The sequence below is a fragment of the Lacticaseibacillus saniviri JCM 17471 = DSM 24301 genome, from assembly GCF_001311785.1.
Classification (GTDB): domain Bacteria; phylum Bacillota; class Bacilli; order Lactobacillales; family Lactobacillaceae; genus Lacticaseibacillus; species Lacticaseibacillus saniviri.
This window is the reverse complement of the sequence record NZ_BBBX01000016.1, coordinates 21,718-37,419: the sequence shown is the minus strand read 5'-3', so window position 1 is coordinate 37,419 and position 15,702 is coordinate 21,718. Positions and strand designations below refer to the sequence as shown.

Genomic DNA, 15,702 nt, shown 5'->3' with positions numbered 1-15,702 from the left:
TTTATGATTATTTTTAGTTGTACAGCATTCCGCCATCAACGATATAGGTTTGGCCGGTGATGTAGTCAGACTTGTCGCTGGCTAAGAAGGAGACCATGTTGGCGATGTCTTGTGGTTGTTCACCGCGACCCAATGCGATGCCGCTCATGTATTGCTTGAGGGAATCACCAATGGGAACGTTGTGAATCTCCGACATGCGCTTGTCAATCAGATCCCACATTGGCGTCAACACGATGCCGGGCGCATAGCCATTGACGGTGATGTGGTCTTTAGCGAGTTCCTGCGCGGCAGCCTGTGTTAAGCCGCGAATCGCAAACTTGGTTGCGGAGTAAGGTCCGAGTAGTTCCATCCCAGTATGACCTGCAATCGAGCTGGCATTGATAATCTTGCCGTGTCCTTGTGCCCGCATGACAGGGGCCGCAGCCTTAATACCATAGAACACACTATTGACGTTGATCTGGAAAATTTTGTCGAAGTCTTCTGCGCTTTCTTCTTCGATGGTACCCACTTGGGCAATACCGGCATTATTCACCAAGACATCGACGCTTCCAAAGTGCTCATTAGCGGCCGCAATCAGATTCTTGACACTGGTTTCGTCCGCAACATTGGTCACAACAGCCAATGCTTTGACGCCGAGTGCCTCGACTTCTTTGACGGTGTCTGCGGCTGTGATTTCGTTGAGATCAGCCACAACAATGTTGAAGCCATCCTTTGCCAGTTGTAGTGCAATCCCCTTACCAATGCCTTGTCCTGAGCCTGTCACAATTGCTGTTTGTGCCATGATTATCCCCTCCAAATTGTAATTCGAAGTTAGACTAACACGCCAGTTGTGAAAAAGGAAGCGATGTCACTCGCGGAGGGTAAACGCTGTTATTTCCAGCAAATCTATCCATTTTGGGTAGCGTTTATGGTATCATTATTGCGTTATGCAAACGGAATAGAAGGGGTGACCTTTGTGGAGAACGCCATTAAAATTTCACATTTGAATTATCGTTACGCCGATGCCGAAGCGTTCGCCTTGAAGGATGTCAGTTTTGAGGTTCAAAAGGGCGAGTGGGTCGCAATCATTGGTCACAATGGGAGCGGTAAGAGTACACTGGCCAAGAACATCAATGGCTTACTGGCACCTGAATCTGGTGAAGTGGTTGTGGCCGGAATGACGCTGTCTGAAGAGACCGTCTGGCAGATTCGCCAAAAGGTCGGTATCGTGTTCCAGAATCCTGACAATCAGTTTGTCGGGGCAACGGTGGCGGATGATGTCGCCTTTGGTCTGGAGAATCACGGGGTCCCCCGCGACGAAATGATTCAACGCGTTGACGCGGCACTGGAACGGGTCAAGATGACGGCGTTCAGTGATCGTGAACCTCACGTCTGTCCGGTGGGCAGAAGCAGCGGGTGGCGATTGCCGGTATTATCGCGCAACGCCCAGACATCATTATTTTGGATGAATCGACATCGATGCTCGATCCCGCTGGACGGGCTGAGGTGCTCGCAACGATTCACCAGCTCAAAGATGAATTGAACTTAACCGTGTTGTCGATCACACATGATATCGACGAAGCAGCGGCGGCCAATCGTGTGATCTTGCTGAACGATGGGCAGATCAAGCAAGTTGGCACGCCCGCTGAGATTTTTGCTTACGGTTCCGAATTAATCGCGCTAGGACTCGATGTGCCGTATCCTGAGAAGCTAAAGACGGCACTAGCTGAGCGCGGTGTGACATTACCTAAAGACTATATGGATGACGAGAGGTTGGTGGATTACCTGTGGACATTACATTCGACCATGTAGATTTCACGTATCAAGCGGGGACACCGTTTGCGGGTGACGGGATCAAAGACGTCACGGCCACCATTCATGATGGCAGTTACACCGCAATTATCGGACACACCGGTAGTGGTAAATCCACAATCTTGCAACACTTGAACGCGTTGCTGAAGCCCACCAAGGGCACAGTGACGATTGGCGACTTCAAAATCACCAATGAAACCAGCAATAAGAACCTGAAACCTTTGCGCCAAAAGGTCGGCATGGTGTTTCAATTCGCTGAAAATCAATTATTTGAACAAACTGTCGCCAAGGATATCGCCTTTGGGCCTAAGAACTTTGGTGTGAGCGAAGAAGATGCGGCCAAGCTCGCCGAACAGATGGTCAAACTGGTGGGCTTACCCGATGACGTGTTGGAGAAGTCGCCCTTTGATCTCTCCGGTGGGCAGATGCGGCGCGTGGCGATTGCCGGCGTGCTCGCGATGCAACCGGAAGTCTTGGTCTTAGATGAACCCACAGCCGGGCTTGATCCCGCTGGGCGCCAAGAAATGATGCGCATGTTTGATCAGCTGCACAAGGAACAGGGCCTCACGATTGTGCTGGTGACTCACCAAATGGATGATGTGGCGGATTACGCCGATCATGTGCTGGTGATGGAAGCTGGACACCTGGTCAAGAGCGGTAGTCCACGTGAAATCTTCAGTGATGAGGATTGGTTGAACGAGAAGCAATTGGGTGTGCCAACCACGACGCGCATGGCCAATCGCTTGAAGCGTCGCGGCTTCGTGTTCGATCCCATGCCATTAACGGAAGCGGAACTCGCTGATCAATTGGTGCCACAACTAGGAGGTGCGTCGCGTGAATAACTTTTACTCGGACGTTACCTACCAGGAGATTCGTGGATTCACCGGTTGGATCCACGGACCAAGCTGATGGCCAGCTTCTATTACATCGGGATTATTTTCCTGGCCAACAACTGGCAGACCTATCTGGTGATGTTCTTAGCCACGATGGTCATGATCTGGGCGTCCAAAATCAAAATGGGCTTCTTCTTACGCGGTGTGCGGCCACTGCTCTGGCTGATTCTGTTCACAGTGGCACTGCAGGTGCTGTTTGCCCGCGGTGGGACGGTCTACTGGCATTGGGGCTGGTTGTGGATTACGCAACAAGGATTGATCAACGGGGCATACATCTTCATGCGCTTTGTATTGATCATCTTCGTCTCAACCCTGCTGACACTGACGACCCAGCCATTATCACTGGCGGATGCGGTGGAATCCCTGTTGAAACCACTGCGCCTGATCAAAGTGCCCGTTACCGAACTCGCGCTGGTGCTCCAAATCGCCTTACGCTTCGTGCCAACCTTGATGGATCAAACCAGCAAGATTATGAATGCGCAACGTGCGCGTGGGGTCGATTTTGGGACCGGGAATATTTTTCAACAGATGAAGGCCGTTGTGCCCCTGTTGATTCCACTGTTCGTCAGCAGTTTCTCGACGGCGGATGACTTAGCCACAGCGATGGAATCGCGTGGTTATCAAGGTGGCGATGGCCGGACCAAGTATCGTGTGCTACACTATCATAATGCCGATTGGCTCGCAGGCGGCGCCATGGTCGTTTTGACCGTATTACTGGTGATCCTGCGTCGATAATCAAAGAAAAAGGTGCGACGCAGGTTGCACCTTTTTATGTGGCTACGGGACACAAGTGGATAACTGCGGTAATAAGAGTTATGCACCTGTGCATAGCCAAGCCACTGTGGATAAAGCAATTGAAAGGAAACACCATGACAACTTATAGAGTGACACTCGCCTATGATGGCACGAATTTTGCGGGTTATCAGGTGCAGCCCAAGCAGCGCACGGTTCAGGGCGTGTTGGAAAAGGCACTGACGAAGATGACCAAGGGGACACATGTACATGTGGATGGCTCTGGACGGACCGATTCTGGCGTACATGCGCTGGGGCAGGTAATCAGTTTTGATTATCCTGGCATGATTCCGGCGCCGAGCATGTTGCGTGCGCTGAACAGTCTGATGCCACTGGACATTGAGATCTTGAACGCCGAGATTGTCCCTGAGGCGTTCCATGCGCGGTATTCAGCGGTAGGTAAGCGATACATGTACAAGGTTGCACGCGGCCGTTACACGGACCCATTTAAGCGGTTGTACACAGGGCACTATCCCTACCCATTGGATGTGGATAAAATCAAAATCGCGCTCAAAGATCTCGAAGGTACGCACGATTTCACCAGTTTTGCCGCAAGCGGTGGGGTGATTGTGGATAAGGTGCGCACCATTTACGAGGCCACCGTGACGGAAGACCAAGCGAACAATGAACTCACATTTGAGTTCTACGGCAATGGTTTTTGTATAACATGGTGCGGATTCTAGTCGCGACAGCACTCGAAATCGGCAATGGGCGCCGTGATCAACACGATTTTTGCGGCTCTTTGAAGTCAAAGACCGACAACAAGCGCGTGGGACCGCACCGGCATCCGGACTGTATCTTAAGGAAGTTTATTATCCATCCCTCGATGAAATCGCGAAGGAAACACGCAAATCGCATTGACATTGAGCTGAAAACTTGATACATTAGTAGCTGGTATTGTTTGCCCCACGATAGGCCCCGGAAACTTATTGAGTGTCAAACAAACACAGATTATTGGAGGAAACAAATCGTGCGTACAACTTTCATGGCAAAGCCAAACGAAATCGAACGTAAGTGGTATGTCATCGACGCAACAGATATCGCCTTAGGTCGTTTATCTTCCGTCGTTGCTTCTATTTTACGCGGTAAAAACAAGCCTACCTTCACACCAAACGTTGATACCGGTGACAATGTTATCGTCATCAACGCTGGCAAACTCAAGTTAACTGGTAAAAAGGCCACAGACAAGATTTACTACCGTCACAGCCAACATCCAGGTGGTTTGAAGCATGAAGTAGCTGGCGATCTCTTACGGGACAACCCAGCTCGCTTGGTTGAATACTCTGTTAAGAAGATGTTGCCTACCAAGAACACTCTTGGTCACCAACAATTCTTAAAGCTGCATGTCTATGCGGGCGCTGATCACCCACATGCTGCACAAAACCCAGAAGTACTCGACATTACCAACTTAATCTAAGGAGGATACCACTGTGGCACAAGTCTCTTATAGCGGCACTGGTCGTCGCAAAAACTCCGTTGCTCGGGTACGTTTAGTCCCTGGTACCGGTAAAATTACTATGAATGGTAAGGATGTTCGCGAATACCTTCCATACGAAAACTTGATTACTGATATGGTTCAACCATTCGGTATCACAGAAACTACTGATAGCTACGACGTTTAGTTAACGTTGTTGGCGGTGGCTTCTCTGGTCAATCAGGTGCAGCTCGTCATGGGATTGCGCGTGCACTCTTAACTGTTGATCCAGACTTCCGCGGTCCTTTGAAGCGTGCGGGCATGTTAACACGTGACCCACGTATGAAGGAACGTAAGAAGCCAGGTCTCAAGAAGGCCCGTAAAGCTTCACAATTCTCAAAGCGTTAATCGAGAGATTACAATTTGGGATACAGGAAAACCCCTGTGGACAATGTGTCCGCAGGGGTTTTTGTATATAAGCGTTGCTTAGGTCCTTTTTAAATAGATTTCGGAGTATAATCGAATAAAATTAACTCTATTTTTTCAAGATGGGAGAATATTAATTTGAGGCTCGTTGCGGGCTTCCGTAATTGAATCAGTAGTGTTAGTTAGTCATGTACTCTGTAGAAACAGGATACTCTTTTATTTATAGATTATAATCTCAACTCAGATGGGTGATTATCAAAAAATTCGACAAATTCTGGTTCATCCTGCAAAAGCAATATTCATTTTATAGGGGGAAATAAAGGTGGAAGTAAATGAGACAACGCTAGAAAAAATTAGCAATTATCTTCACAACGTTATTCAAAATTGGGAGGCAATGGCAGACAATAAGGGCCTAAACCCGATTGATAGAAAGGAAAGAAGGCAAAGAGTTCTCGAACAGACTGACAAAGCCAGCATCCTGATTGATAAGTTAATTAACAGGCAAGAGGGCAGAAATCTTTCTCCATCTTTCCGATCCCTTTTGGAGCAATATTTTGAACAGTTACCAATTCTAGAGCCAAATGTCGATCCAGGATATTATGAATCTTTATTGCCGGGATTGGTTTTAGGAGCACAAAATTTGTCAGTTCTAGAATCAATTTCAGAGGAAAAGAAAAATATCGTGATAGTTGGTCGAAACGGTAGTGGAAAATCTACTTTTGTAAACCAATTAACAAACTCAGGTCTTTCTAATCTTGTTGTTTTGCCCGCGCAAAAAGTGCTCTTCTTCGAGAGTAATCTCTATAGGAGAAACGATGTCAATGTGAAAAGTTATTTAGAGGAAAATCAGAAGTCTGTGAATTTAGACTTTAAACAGGATGGTATACAGGTTGATAAACTGGTTAAACCCTTCACCTTGCTTTTGACAGCTTTAATAAAGGACTTGGCCAGGCAATCAACCGAGGAAAGACAGAAAGATGTTAAAGACAGACAGCCTTCTAAGTGGGATAAAGTTGTAGAAATCTGGACCAAGATTATCCCTGATATCAAATTTATAGAAGATCCCGATGACAGAAAACCAATTCCTGTAAAGAACTATAAAGAATATTCAATAAATGAGTTGAGCGATGGTGAGAAGAGCATCTTGTTTTATATTGGCAATGTGATTATGGCTAAAGAAGAAAGTTATATTGTGATAGATGAACCAGAAACTTTTTTTAAATCCTGACTCCTACAACCGCCTCTGGGATGAGTTAATTAAGGCGCGCCCTGATTGTCAATTCATCTTTGCTTCTCATACGATCGATTTCATTGCCGCCCGGAGAAATATCAGCCTCTTTTGGTGTAAGAGTTTCCTACCGCCGACAACGATAGAACTTGTGCGCGTGGACTCGAATGATTCACTACCCGAATCGTTGATAACGGAATTAGTGGGCAGTACACGAGACATTCTGTCTGCGAAGGCAAAAAAACAGCCGAGATTATCAAGTGTATTCAAATGTATTTTCTGATTTCACAGTGCTTCCCGTAGATTCCCATGATAATGTAGTGACTTACACAAAAGCCATAAATCAGTCGGCTGTATTTAATGACACAAGAGCATTTGGAATAGTTGACGGTGATGCGCTCACAGAGGCTGAAAGAGAGAAACTTAATTCGATAGCGGTTTTTGTTTTGCCCTACAATGAAATTGAAATGTTACTTTTATCGCAGTACGTAGTCAGAAATGTCTTGGAAAGTAAAACAGATAAAAATGAGATTGATAACAAATTGAAGGTAGTAAAAGAAGCTGTTCTGCGTAAAATCTCTGACGAGAAAGAGAGCATCATCTATGACCTAACAAAAAGACGGTCGATAACAAATTGAGACAAAGCTTTATCCACTCAAAAAATGCTAAAAATTTGACCTCGTTAACGGCTGAGGTTGATGAGATTCCTGGCGCAATCAAAACGTCCGAAATTATAAAACGGGTAACAGAAGACGTAACTTCGGCCTTAACAACGGACTCTTATGAAAAAGCATTAAAGATATCAACTTTGAAGCAAATCCTGTTCTCAGAGATTGCGGATGTGAAAATTATGAAAGGATATGCTCAGTTCGCAATCGATCGAATAGCCATTTCGGCTACTTTGCAAAAAATTTGAGGGAGGAAATATTAGACTTCAATCACGTTCCGTCCTTAAAAGAGACAGCTGCAGAGTCAAACCGCTTCTTCCAGTAATGGCATTCTTTGTGAACCTTAAGTAACATGCCTGTTACTGAGATACTCCGATAGAAGTAGAGAGTAGATACTGGTAGAGCAAGGCAATGGTTTAAGAGATAGTTGATGATGATTTATTCTACATTATTTTAATTGCAGTGAAACTAGCATCAGCAAATCTGAAAAATTACCAGTTTTTAGACTATATGAGGTCAATGAGTCAGTCCCTACGTTTTACGATTTGAATTTGCTCGATTTGTTGGAATTAAGGTGATCTGACGAAATAAATAAAATTCCGCGAGGTGCCGTACATGCGATTCAGGTCTCTTTTAGTCTCAACATGAAGCATGACATGAGAAAGTCAATGACTGATTTCGCTCTCGACATATCGATTAATCTGTCACAAAATAGACCAAGCACAGTTGCCCGTGGTAGAGCCGTGTGATGATCGCCGGGAGGCAGGGTAAAGTGAATAGAATCTGGCTGATGTTCGCACAGCTCGAACTGGATTTGCTTGGTGCCAGCGATACATCGATGAGACTTTTTTCTGAGGCTCGAGTTTCAAAAACTATCTCCCTCAAATGGGCATCCATATGCTACACTTTTTAAGGATAAGATTACGATTTTACTTCTTTTGAAGTGATAGCATCTTATGAAATAAGACTGAAATGAGTCGATGGGGATTCTGGAGGAATATTGTGGATTTAAAGCTTATCGATAACAAAGGGACAAACACACTTGAACAATTAATCAAGGAGAATGTGACATCTGATTCAAAGATCAGTATTCAGACAGCAGCATTCTCAATTTTTGCATTTAACGCTTTACAGAAGGAATTGAAACGGTCCAAAGAATTGCGTGTTATTCTTACAAAGTCATTTTTGAGAGGGAAGAGACTGGTTTTCTTAAACGATACGAAATTGCCCAAAGCGAAGAGGACATTTCGGGGAATCACTATGAAATCAAACTTCGCAATAAAATGGACACCGCTTTTATCGCTCGGGAGATTGCCAAGTTGATTACCGAAAAAGTTAAAATTCATCAATTGAACTCTAATCAGAATGCATTAGATGAGTTGCTAGTTGAGAATAATAAAGAACCAGAGAAGAACATAATTGTGCCGTCCATGTTCAAATTCACTTCTGATGGGCTGGGAATTACGGAATCTAATAATGTCTCTTCAATGACAGGCATTATTGGCGCAGAAGATCACTTAAAGTTACTAAAGGCGGATTTTGATCAGGTTTGGAGTGATCCAAAGAAATCCAAGGATGCGACGGAGAAGGTCCTTGAAAAAGTTAGAACCATATATCAAGAAAACTCTCCTGAATGGATTTATTTTGTTTCTCTGTACCACATTTTCCACGATAAGTTAGAAGAACTTGATGAGCAAGATATCGCCCCTGACGGTTCAGGTTTTAAGGATTCAGTAATCTGGAATAAACTGTATCAATTTCAGAAAGATGGCGTGATGGGGTTAATCCGGAAACTCGAAAAGTACAATGGGGCGATTCTTGCCGATTCAGTCGGACTAGGGAAAACTTTTTCGGCATTAGCCGTCATTAAGTACTATGAATTGCAACGTAAAAGAGTTTTAGTACTGGCCCCCAAAAGATTACGAGATAATTGGACAGTCTATACGACCCCTGACAAGAGAAATATCCTTAATGATGATTATTTTAATTACACGGTACTAAATCACACTGACTTGAGCCGGTATCGAGGCATGAGTGGAGAAATTAAGCTCGACACTTTTTTATGGTCAGATTTTGATTTGGTCGTCATTGATGAATCCCACAATTTTAGAAACAATGATACGAATGTCAATCGCGAGACGAAGACCCGTTATGAACGCTTGATGGATGATATTATCAAGCAGGTCGCCGAACAAAGGTATTGATGCTATCTGCTACGCCTGTAAACAACCGAATGAAAGATCTGAAGAATCAGATTGGGTTCATTACTGAAGGTGATACGACTGCATTAGCAGATTACGGGATTAAAGATATTGATACGGAATTAAGACTCGCTCAGAAATCTTTCAACGATTGGATGGAACTAGAAGAAAATGAGCGAACAACTCAAAAATTTCTTGATAGTGTGAACCCAGGATATTTCAAGCTTCTAGATATGTTAACAATTGCCCGAAGCCGAAAACATATTGAGAAATACTATGATACGGATTCTTTGGGCGACTTTCCGGAACGCCTAAAGCCAATCACTGTAAAATCTGATATTGATGCAACTGGTAAGTTTCCGCCACTCCAAGATGTGTATGACAAGGTTGGTGGCTTAACGATGGCAATGTATCAGCCATTACAGTATGTTTTACCAGCAAAGCGGAAATATTATGAGGATCTCTATGATACAAAGGTTCAGGGAGGAAAGTCTGCTTTTAAACAAGCTGATCGGGAACAAGCGCTTGCCAAGCTGATTCAGGCTAACCTATTTAAGCGATTAGAAAGTTCGATTTACTCTTTTGGGTTAACCATTGAACGGATGGTTGATGAAAGCAAATCGATTTTACAAAAAGCAAAGTCAAGAAACATTGATAATTCACGTTTTAAAAGTATTTCTGATTTCGATGATGAAGAACTGGATTCGGCATTTGAAGACTCGTCTGTCGGAAAAAAGACAAAGATTCTTATTGGCGATATGGATCTAATTAGATGGTCACAGGACCTTGAAGAAGATCTTGAAGTTTTAGAATGGCTAAAAGATGCTTCTGCTAAGGTGACAGCTAATAAAGATGCAAAACTACTTGATTTAAAGAAACTTCTAAGGGCCAAATATGGACACCCAATTAACGGCAATAATAAGAAAGTTATCATCTTTACAGCATTTGCAGATACTGCAAATTATCTATATGAGCACTTGGCCTCAATTGTTAAAGCGCGGCACGGCCTTAATTCGGCGTTAATAACGGGAGGGGCTAAATCGAATCAGTCGACAATGCCAGGCGTGAATGTGAGCGATATGAATGATATCTTGACTAATTTTTCTCCTATTTCTAAAGGAAGAGATCAGATTAATCCTGATGCGACTGAAGAAATTGACTTGTTGATTGCGACTGATACCATTTCTGAAGGCCAAAATTTGCAAGATGCTGATTACTTGGTGAACTACGATATTCATTGGAACCCTGTTAGAGTAATCCAGCGTTTTGGCCGGATAGATCGAATTGGATCACGCAACGCTAGAATTCAACTGGTTAATTTTTGGCCGAATGTTGACTTGGACACCTACTTAAATTTGGAGCAGCGTGTCAAGGGCCGAATGGTTATGTTAAATACTGCAGCGACAGGTGAAGATGATTTACTTAACATTCAAGAGAATCGCGAGATGAACGATCTTAAGTACCGAAAGCAACAGTTACAGCAATTACAAAATGAAGTCATTGATTTGGAAGACGTTAGTGGGACAATTTCTATTACAGATATGACGTTTAATGATTTTAAGGCCGATCTGCAAAATGCCCTCAAAGATCGTGAAAAAGATCTAAATGAAGCGCCTTTAGGAATGTTCGCTGTTGCATCTTCAAGAGAACTGCCTGAAGCAGAACCTGGCGTTATCTTAGTTTTGAAACAAGCAACAGAGGATATTGGTAAAGAAAATGGTATTCTGCCCTACATCGTGATTTATATGCGTTCGGACGGCAGTGTTAAATTGAACTATATGTATGCCAAGCAAGTGCTAGATTATTTCAAGAAACTTAGTCTGGGTCACAAAGATATCAATCAACCGTTAGTGGATGACTTCTATCGGCAGACAGACGGTGGTAAAGATATGTCCTCCTATTCGGAGCTTCTTTCATCCGCCATTGAAGCAATAAGAGGGAAGCGGGACGAGGTTGGTATTGCTTCAATGTTTTCACCGGGAGGAACGAGTGTCCAAACAGAATTAGTTGATGATCTTGAAGATATAGAACTGATTTCTTTTCTAATTATCAGGTAGGTCTAGCAATGAGATAGGAGTCATGATGGATACGAAAGACATTGTAAGGTGGTGGCAGTTTCCAGCTGCGACAGTCATTAACAAAAATTTACCAAAGACTCAGGTATTTCCACATATTAGAGATGCGAAGGATAAAAAGCTGCTGACAGACGCTGTGCAAAGCATTTATATGTTAGCCGATTTCAAACCTGAAAATACGAATATTCCGGCGTTTCAATCTGATGAGGAGCTGTACAGCGAAGTTTGGTTTTATTATGTTAAAACTAAAGAAAATGAAAAATCAGAAAAAATCTATCGATTGCTTTCTAAGATAATCCCATATCCTATTGTCGTACTTACTGAATTTCAGGATGAATTTAGGCTGTATACGGGACGTTCTGTCCGGTAGTCAACAGATTTTTTAAAATTGATTAGAATCTATCCATCTCCAAGTTACAGCGTCGAAAGAGCACCCAAAATTTTAGAAAATTTGGCGGTGTCCAAACTTCCTAGAAGTTCACTAAAACGCTATATGATGGGTTGCAGAGCGAAATCACTCAACAATTAACCGCTGTCCAATTCGGAGTACGAGCTGAAACGGTCACAACATATGAGAAAGACCGATTGGATGAATTAAGCAAACGAATTGAAACATTGAGAAAGAAAATCAAAGGTGAGCGGCAGCTTAATCGTAAAATAGAAATGCAGATGGAATTAAAAAAACGAAAAGATGAGCTTCAAAGTGTACTTAAGAAAACCGGGAGAGGTAACGATGAGCGAAAATAAAGACATAAAACCTATGGATGGTGAGTCAGAAGATATCACTAGAGATAATATCGAGCAATTAAGCCGGCTGTTTCCAGAAGTTATGACAGAAGGCAAGATTGACTTTGATAAATTGCGCCTGTTTCTAGGGGATGCGGTAGATGATTCTCCCGAGCGGTACAGTTTTACTTGGAACGGAAAGAAACAAGCCGTGAAGTTGGCGCAACAGCCGACGACAGCAACTTTGAAACCAAACAAGCAGAAGTCAAAGAATTGGGATACTACGAAGAATTTATATATTGAGGGCGACAATCTTGAGGTGTTGAAGGTATTACAAAAGTCCTATGCTAATAAGGTAAAGCTGATTTATATTGATCCGCCATATAACACAGGGAAGGACTTTGTCTATAAGGATAGCTTCAGGAGCTCTCTGGAAAAATTATTTGGAACAAACTAGCCAAGTTAACGCTGAAGGCAATAAGATGACGACTAACTCAGAAACAAATGGCAGATATCACACGGACTGGTTGAATATGATCTTTCCCAGAGTCAAACTTGCAAGGAACCTTTTAACTGAGGACGGTGTTATCTTTATAAGCATAGATGATAAGGAGCAAGCAAACCTGAGAAAGGTCTGTGATGAGCTGTTTGGGGAAAGAAATCTAATTACTCAAATTGCGCACAAGGCACGAGCATCGGTTTCGAATGACAAAATTATTAGTCAAAATCATAATATCATCCTGTTGTACGCAAAGAATATTGATGTGATCTTTAGTAAGCGAAATACAATCGGACTGGATCCCGTATTAAAAGGGTTTAGTAATCCAGACAACGATCCTCGTGGAGATTGGAAAGGCACACCGGCAGATGGCCCTGGAGGTGCCAAAAAGGGGAATCCTTATTACGATTTTATGGGGGTTAAAGGATATTTCCGGTATTCCAAGGAAAAAATGCAACAATTATATGAGGATAACCTGATTGTAAGGACCAAGAATGGCTTACAACGCAAATATTTTTTGAAAGACGCCAAGAACTCCAGGAAGACTGATACCAGCTGGTGGGATGATGGTGGATATACAAGTAACGCCACAAAACAGTTGATTAATTTAATGGGAGGAAAGACTTTTGATACACCAAAACCTGTGGAGTTAATTGAGAAAATGCTACGGCTCTTCACCAGAGATGATAAAGATTCGATAATACTTGATTTCTTTTCTGGGTCCGCAGCGACTGCTGAGGCGGTGATGAAGTTTAATTCAGAAGATGCAGGTCATAGACGATATATACTTGTACAATTACCGGAACTGATAGAGAAAAAGACGGACGCGTTCATCGCAGGTTTTAGAACAATACCGGAAATTGCTGAGGAACGTATCCGTAGAGCAGGCGAAAGAATAATTGAAACGAAGCCGGTATCCGTCGAGAATTTAGATATTGGATTTAAGGTGTTTGAACTTTCCAAATCAAATATCAAGAAGTGGAATGTGACTCCAGAGAGTACAGACATAAGTTCACAGATTGCACTGTCAGAAAGTAACTTTGTGGAACAATCAGAGCCGATTGATATCGTTTACGAAATAATGATAAAACAAGGACTTGATCTGGCCTACCCAATTAGTGAAGCGGTCGTCGGAAAAGCAAATATCTATGATGTGGCGTTTGGATCCATGTTTGTCGTATTAGGAGAAGAAATTGCAAGTGGCATTGCTAACTTCATCATTAAGCAGATATGTAATGACGAAGTTGAAAATTCTGTGGTCGTATTCCAAGACGAAAAGTTTATAAATGATAGTGAAAAGTTGAATACGATCGAGCAATTAAATGCGCGAGGCATACACTACGACGATATTTTGAGCATTTAATTGAATGGAGGCGGCCAAGCATTGAAGATACAGTTTGATACTCTTGATTATCAGAACGATTCTGTGAACAGCGCAACGAACGTTTTCGAGGGACAGACATTTAGAAAGTCGAACTTCACTATCAGCAATACGTTTCCTCAAGGCAGCTTACTCACCGAAGATGGCATTGGTATTGGGAATCGAGTCATTATCAATGAAGAGCAAATGCTGAGCAATGTCAATAAGATTCAGATTTCGAATCACATTTTACCCAGTGAAAGCCTTTACGGGAACAACAAAGTCTTTCCTCAATTTAATGTTGAGATGGAAACCGGTACAGGAAAGACATTTGTCTATTTAAAGACTATTTTTGAGTTGAATAAAAAGTATGGTTTCCTAAAGTTTGTGATAGTGGTGCCAAGTGTTGCCATCAAGGAAGGCGTACTGAAGTTTTATGAAATATCAAAAGAGTATCTTTCAAAGCAATACAATGGGACTATAAACCATTTATTTCAATTTGACAGCAACAATCTAGGCTGGATTCAGTCGTATGCGTCTGCTAACACAATTGAGATTATGGTAACGACAATTCAGTCATTTAATAAGGATCTAAATGTCATGAATCGTGAGAATGACCAATTATCAGGTGCTAAACCTATTGACTTAATTGCGGAGACCAGGCCGATACTGATTATTGATGAGCCCCAATCAGTGGATAATACTGATCAGCCAAAGAGGCGTTATCAAGGCTAAAACCGTCAGCAGCTTTTAGATATTCCGCGACTCACAAAGATACCTCTTACCCGACAATTTATCGGCTAACAGCAGTTGATGCTTATGAACAGCAACTGGTCAAACAAATTGAAGTTGCAGGCATAAAGACTGACGAGGATGGAAACAGGGCATACATGAAGTTAATCTCCGTAAATTCAAACTCGAACGGTTTCTCAGCTAGAATTGAGGTATATAAGAGGACGAAAAATGATGCAGATAAAAAGGTGATAACTTTTAAGCCCGGCGACGACGTTTACACAAAGACAAAACTCCAAGTTTACGAGCAGGTTGGATTCATCCAAGACATGGATGCTACGCCCGGAAACGAAACTGTTATTTTTCTGGATTTCCAGACATAATTTCCCTAAACTCTCAAAACGCAAGAAGATGAAGCTGTTAAAACGCGGACAGATATCGAAGACTATTGAAGAACACCTGGATAAAGAACTACGATTTGCCAAAGAAGGACGTAGAATTAAAGTTTTAAGCCTGTTCTTCTTAGATAAGGTTGAGAATTATTGCTGGTACGATGAAGAAGGAGTTCCTCATTTAGGCCGGTATGCCAAGATTTTTGAGGATGAATATCGCAGGCTTATTCGACTGCCAAAATATCGTTCATTAAATGATATTGATGTCCATGTAGAGGAAGTTCACGACGGATATTTTTCCGTGGACAAAAAAGGTGTCTTGAAAGATACCAGTGGAGCAACGCAAGCGGATGAATCTACTTATACGATGATTATGAAGAATAAAGAAGGATTACTGACGTTTTATGATCCTTCAAAAGGACATACATCTAAGGCAAATAAATTCGATTCATCTTTTCGCACTCCGCTTTAAAAGAGGGCTGGGACAATCCAAATGTATTTCAGA

At 42.7% G+C, this 15,702-nt stretch carries 17 protein-coding genes and 3 pseudogenes; 19 read left to right on the top strand and 1 reads right to left on the bottom strand.

Annotation, left to right across the window (positions count from 1 at the left end):
* Window positions 1-13: 13 nt before the first annotated feature.
* Entirely contained in the window at window positions 14-781 is a 768-nt protein-coding gene (locus tag JCM17471_RS08880) for an acetoin reductase (protein ID WP_054777589.1), read from the bottom strand.
* Window positions 782-844: 63 nt separating this feature from the next.
* Here JCM17471_RS08880 and JCM17471_RS08875 point away from each other — a divergent pair.
* The 19 genes and pseudogenes from JCM17471_RS08875 to JCM17471_RS15355 form a co-directional block, all read left to right on the top strand.
* Window positions 845-1,398: pseudogene (locus JCM17471_RS08875) on the top strand (ATP-binding cassette domain-containing protein); the annotation flags it as partial.
* An 87-nt stretch (window positions 1,399-1,485) separates the two neighbouring features.
* On the top strand, window positions 1,486-1,791 hold the full coding sequence (locus tag JCM17471_RS16600; RefSeq protein WP_369395849.1) for an energy-coupling factor ABC transporter ATP-binding protein: 306 nt from the start codon (window positions 1,486-1,488) through the stop codon (window positions 1,789-1,791).
* Window positions 1,767-2,633 carry an energy-coupling factor ABC transporter ATP-binding protein gene (locus JCM17471_RS08870; protein ID WP_054777588.1) on the top strand — a complete coding sequence of 289 codons (867 nt, stop codon included), beginning with the start codon at window positions 1,767-1,769 and terminating at the stop codon, window positions 2,631-2,633. The genes JCM17471_RS16600 and JCM17471_RS08870 overlap by 25 nt, the downstream gene beginning before the upstream one ends.
* Before the next feature lie 36 nt (window positions 2,634-2,669).
* A complete protein-coding gene (locus JCM17471_RS08865) occupies window positions 2,670-3,419 on the top strand; it encodes an energy-coupling factor transporter transmembrane component T family protein (protein ID WP_054777587.1) in 750 nt (249 codons plus the stop codon).
* Window positions 3,420-3,553: 134 nt separating this feature from the next.
* Window positions 3,554-4,337, top strand: a pseudogene (gene truA / locus JCM17471_RS08860) (tRNA pseudouridine(38-40) synthase TruA).
* 109 nt (window positions 4,338-4,446) lie between these two features.
* Window positions 4,447-4,893: a 50S ribosomal protein L13 gene (rplM, locus tag JCM17471_RS08855; protein ID WP_054777586.1), complete on the top strand. Its 447-nt coding sequence runs from the start codon at window positions 4,447-4,449 to the stop codon at window positions 4,891-4,893.
* Window positions 4,894-4,906: 13 nt separating this feature from the next.
* Window positions 4,907-5,298, top strand: a pseudogene (gene rpsI / locus JCM17471_RS08850) (30S ribosomal protein S9).
* 340 nt (window positions 5,299-5,638) lie between these two features.
* Complete coding sequence (locus JCM17471_RS08845; protein ID WP_054777584.1) at window positions 5,639-6,544, top strand: P-loop NTPase family protein; 906 nt, start codon at window positions 5,639-5,641, stop codon at window positions 6,542-6,544.
* A 260-nt stretch (window positions 6,545-6,804) separates the two neighbouring features.
* Window positions 6,805-7,182 (top strand): DUF4435 domain-containing protein, encoded by a 378-nt coding sequence (locus JCM17471_RS08840; protein WP_054777583.1) that lies wholly within the window; start codon window positions 6,805-6,807, stop codon window positions 7,180-7,182.
* Complete coding sequence (locus tag JCM17471_RS08835; RefSeq protein ID WP_054777582.1) at window positions 7,179-7,460, top strand: hypothetical protein; 282 nt, start codon at window positions 7,179-7,181, stop codon at window positions 7,458-7,460. The genes JCM17471_RS08840 and JCM17471_RS08835 overlap by 4 nt, the downstream gene beginning before the upstream one ends.
* A 754-nt stretch (window positions 7,461-8,214) precedes the next feature.
* Window positions 8,215-8,535 (top strand): phospholipase D-like domain-containing protein, encoded by a 321-nt coding sequence (locus JCM17471_RS15385; RefSeq protein WP_225354239.1) that lies wholly within the window; start codon window positions 8,215-8,217, stop codon window positions 8,533-8,535.
* Complete coding sequence (locus JCM17471_RS15380) at window positions 8,532-9,416, top strand: SNF2-related protein (protein ID WP_225354238.1); 885 nt, start codon at window positions 8,532-8,534, stop codon at window positions 9,414-9,416. Before JCM17471_RS15385 ends, JCM17471_RS15380 begins: the two co-directional genes overlap by 4 nt.
* 29 nt (window positions 9,417-9,445) lie before the next feature.
* Window positions 9,446-11,470, top strand: a complete 2,025-nt coding sequence (locus JCM17471_RS15375) for a C-terminal helicase domain-containing protein (RefSeq protein ID WP_225354237.1) — start codon at window positions 9,446-9,448, stop codon at window positions 11,468-11,470.
* A gap of 22 nt (window positions 11,471-11,492) precedes the next feature.
* A complete protein-coding gene (locus JCM17471_RS15370; RefSeq protein ID WP_225354236.1) occupies window positions 11,493-11,858 on the top strand; it encodes a DUF4391 domain-containing protein in 366 nt (121 codons plus the stop codon).
* 131 nt (window positions 11,859-11,989) lie between these two features.
* Window positions 11,990-12,235 (top strand): DUF4391 domain-containing protein, encoded by a 246-nt coding sequence (locus JCM17471_RS15365; RefSeq protein WP_225354235.1) that lies wholly within the window; start codon window positions 11,990-11,992, stop codon window positions 12,233-12,235.
* Window positions 12,222-12,671, top strand: coding sequence for a hypothetical protein (locus JCM17471_RS16595; protein ID WP_238059667.1), 450 nt, complete (start codon window positions 12,222-12,224; stop codon window positions 12,669-12,671). The genes JCM17471_RS15365 and JCM17471_RS16595 overlap by 14 nt, the downstream gene beginning before the upstream one ends.
* Window positions 12,672-12,696: 25 nt before the next feature.
* The gene (locus JCM17471_RS08820) at window positions 12,697-14,076 is read left to right on the top strand and encodes a site-specific DNA-methyltransferase (protein WP_318630616.1); all 1,380 of its coding nucleotides are present in this window, start codon (window positions 12,697-12,699) and stop codon (window positions 14,074-14,076) included.
* 21 nt (window positions 14,077-14,097) lie between these two features.
* Window positions 14,098-14,808, top strand: a complete 711-nt coding sequence (locus JCM17471_RS15360) for a DEAD/DEAH box helicase family protein (RefSeq protein ID WP_225354234.1) — start codon at window positions 14,098-14,100, stop codon at window positions 14,806-14,808.
* Between the two features lie 408 nt (window positions 14,809-15,216).
* Window positions 15,217-15,669 (top strand): hypothetical protein, encoded by a 453-nt coding sequence (locus JCM17471_RS15355; RefSeq protein ID WP_225354233.1) that lies wholly within the window; start codon window positions 15,217-15,219, stop codon window positions 15,667-15,669.
* Window positions 15,670-15,702: the final 33 nt, after the last annotated feature.

Coding starts and splice junctions, on each gene's coding strand:
- JCM17471_RS08880 (WP_054777589.1), bottom strand. CDS start 781: ATGGCACAAACAGCAATTGTGACAGGCTCAGGACAAGGCATTGGTAAG.
- JCM17471_RS15375 (WP_225354237.1), top strand. CDS start 9,446: ATGAAAGATCTGAAGAATCAGATTGGGTTCATTACTGAAGGTGATACG.
- JCM17471_RS15370 (WP_225354236.1), top strand. CDS start 11,493: ATGATGGATACGAAAGACATTGTAAGGTGGTGGCAGTTTCCAGCTGCG.
- JCM17471_RS16595 (WP_238059667.1), top strand. CDS start 12,222: ATGAGCGAAAATAAAGACATAAAACCTATGGATGGTGAGTCAGAAGAT.
- JCM17471_RS08820 (WP_318630616.1), top strand. CDS start 12,697: ATGACGACTAACTCAGAAACAAATGGCAGATATCACACGGACTGGTTG.
- JCM17471_RS15355 (WP_225354233.1), top strand. CDS start 15,217: ATGAAGCTGTTAAAACGCGGACAGATATCGAAGACTATTGAAGAACAC.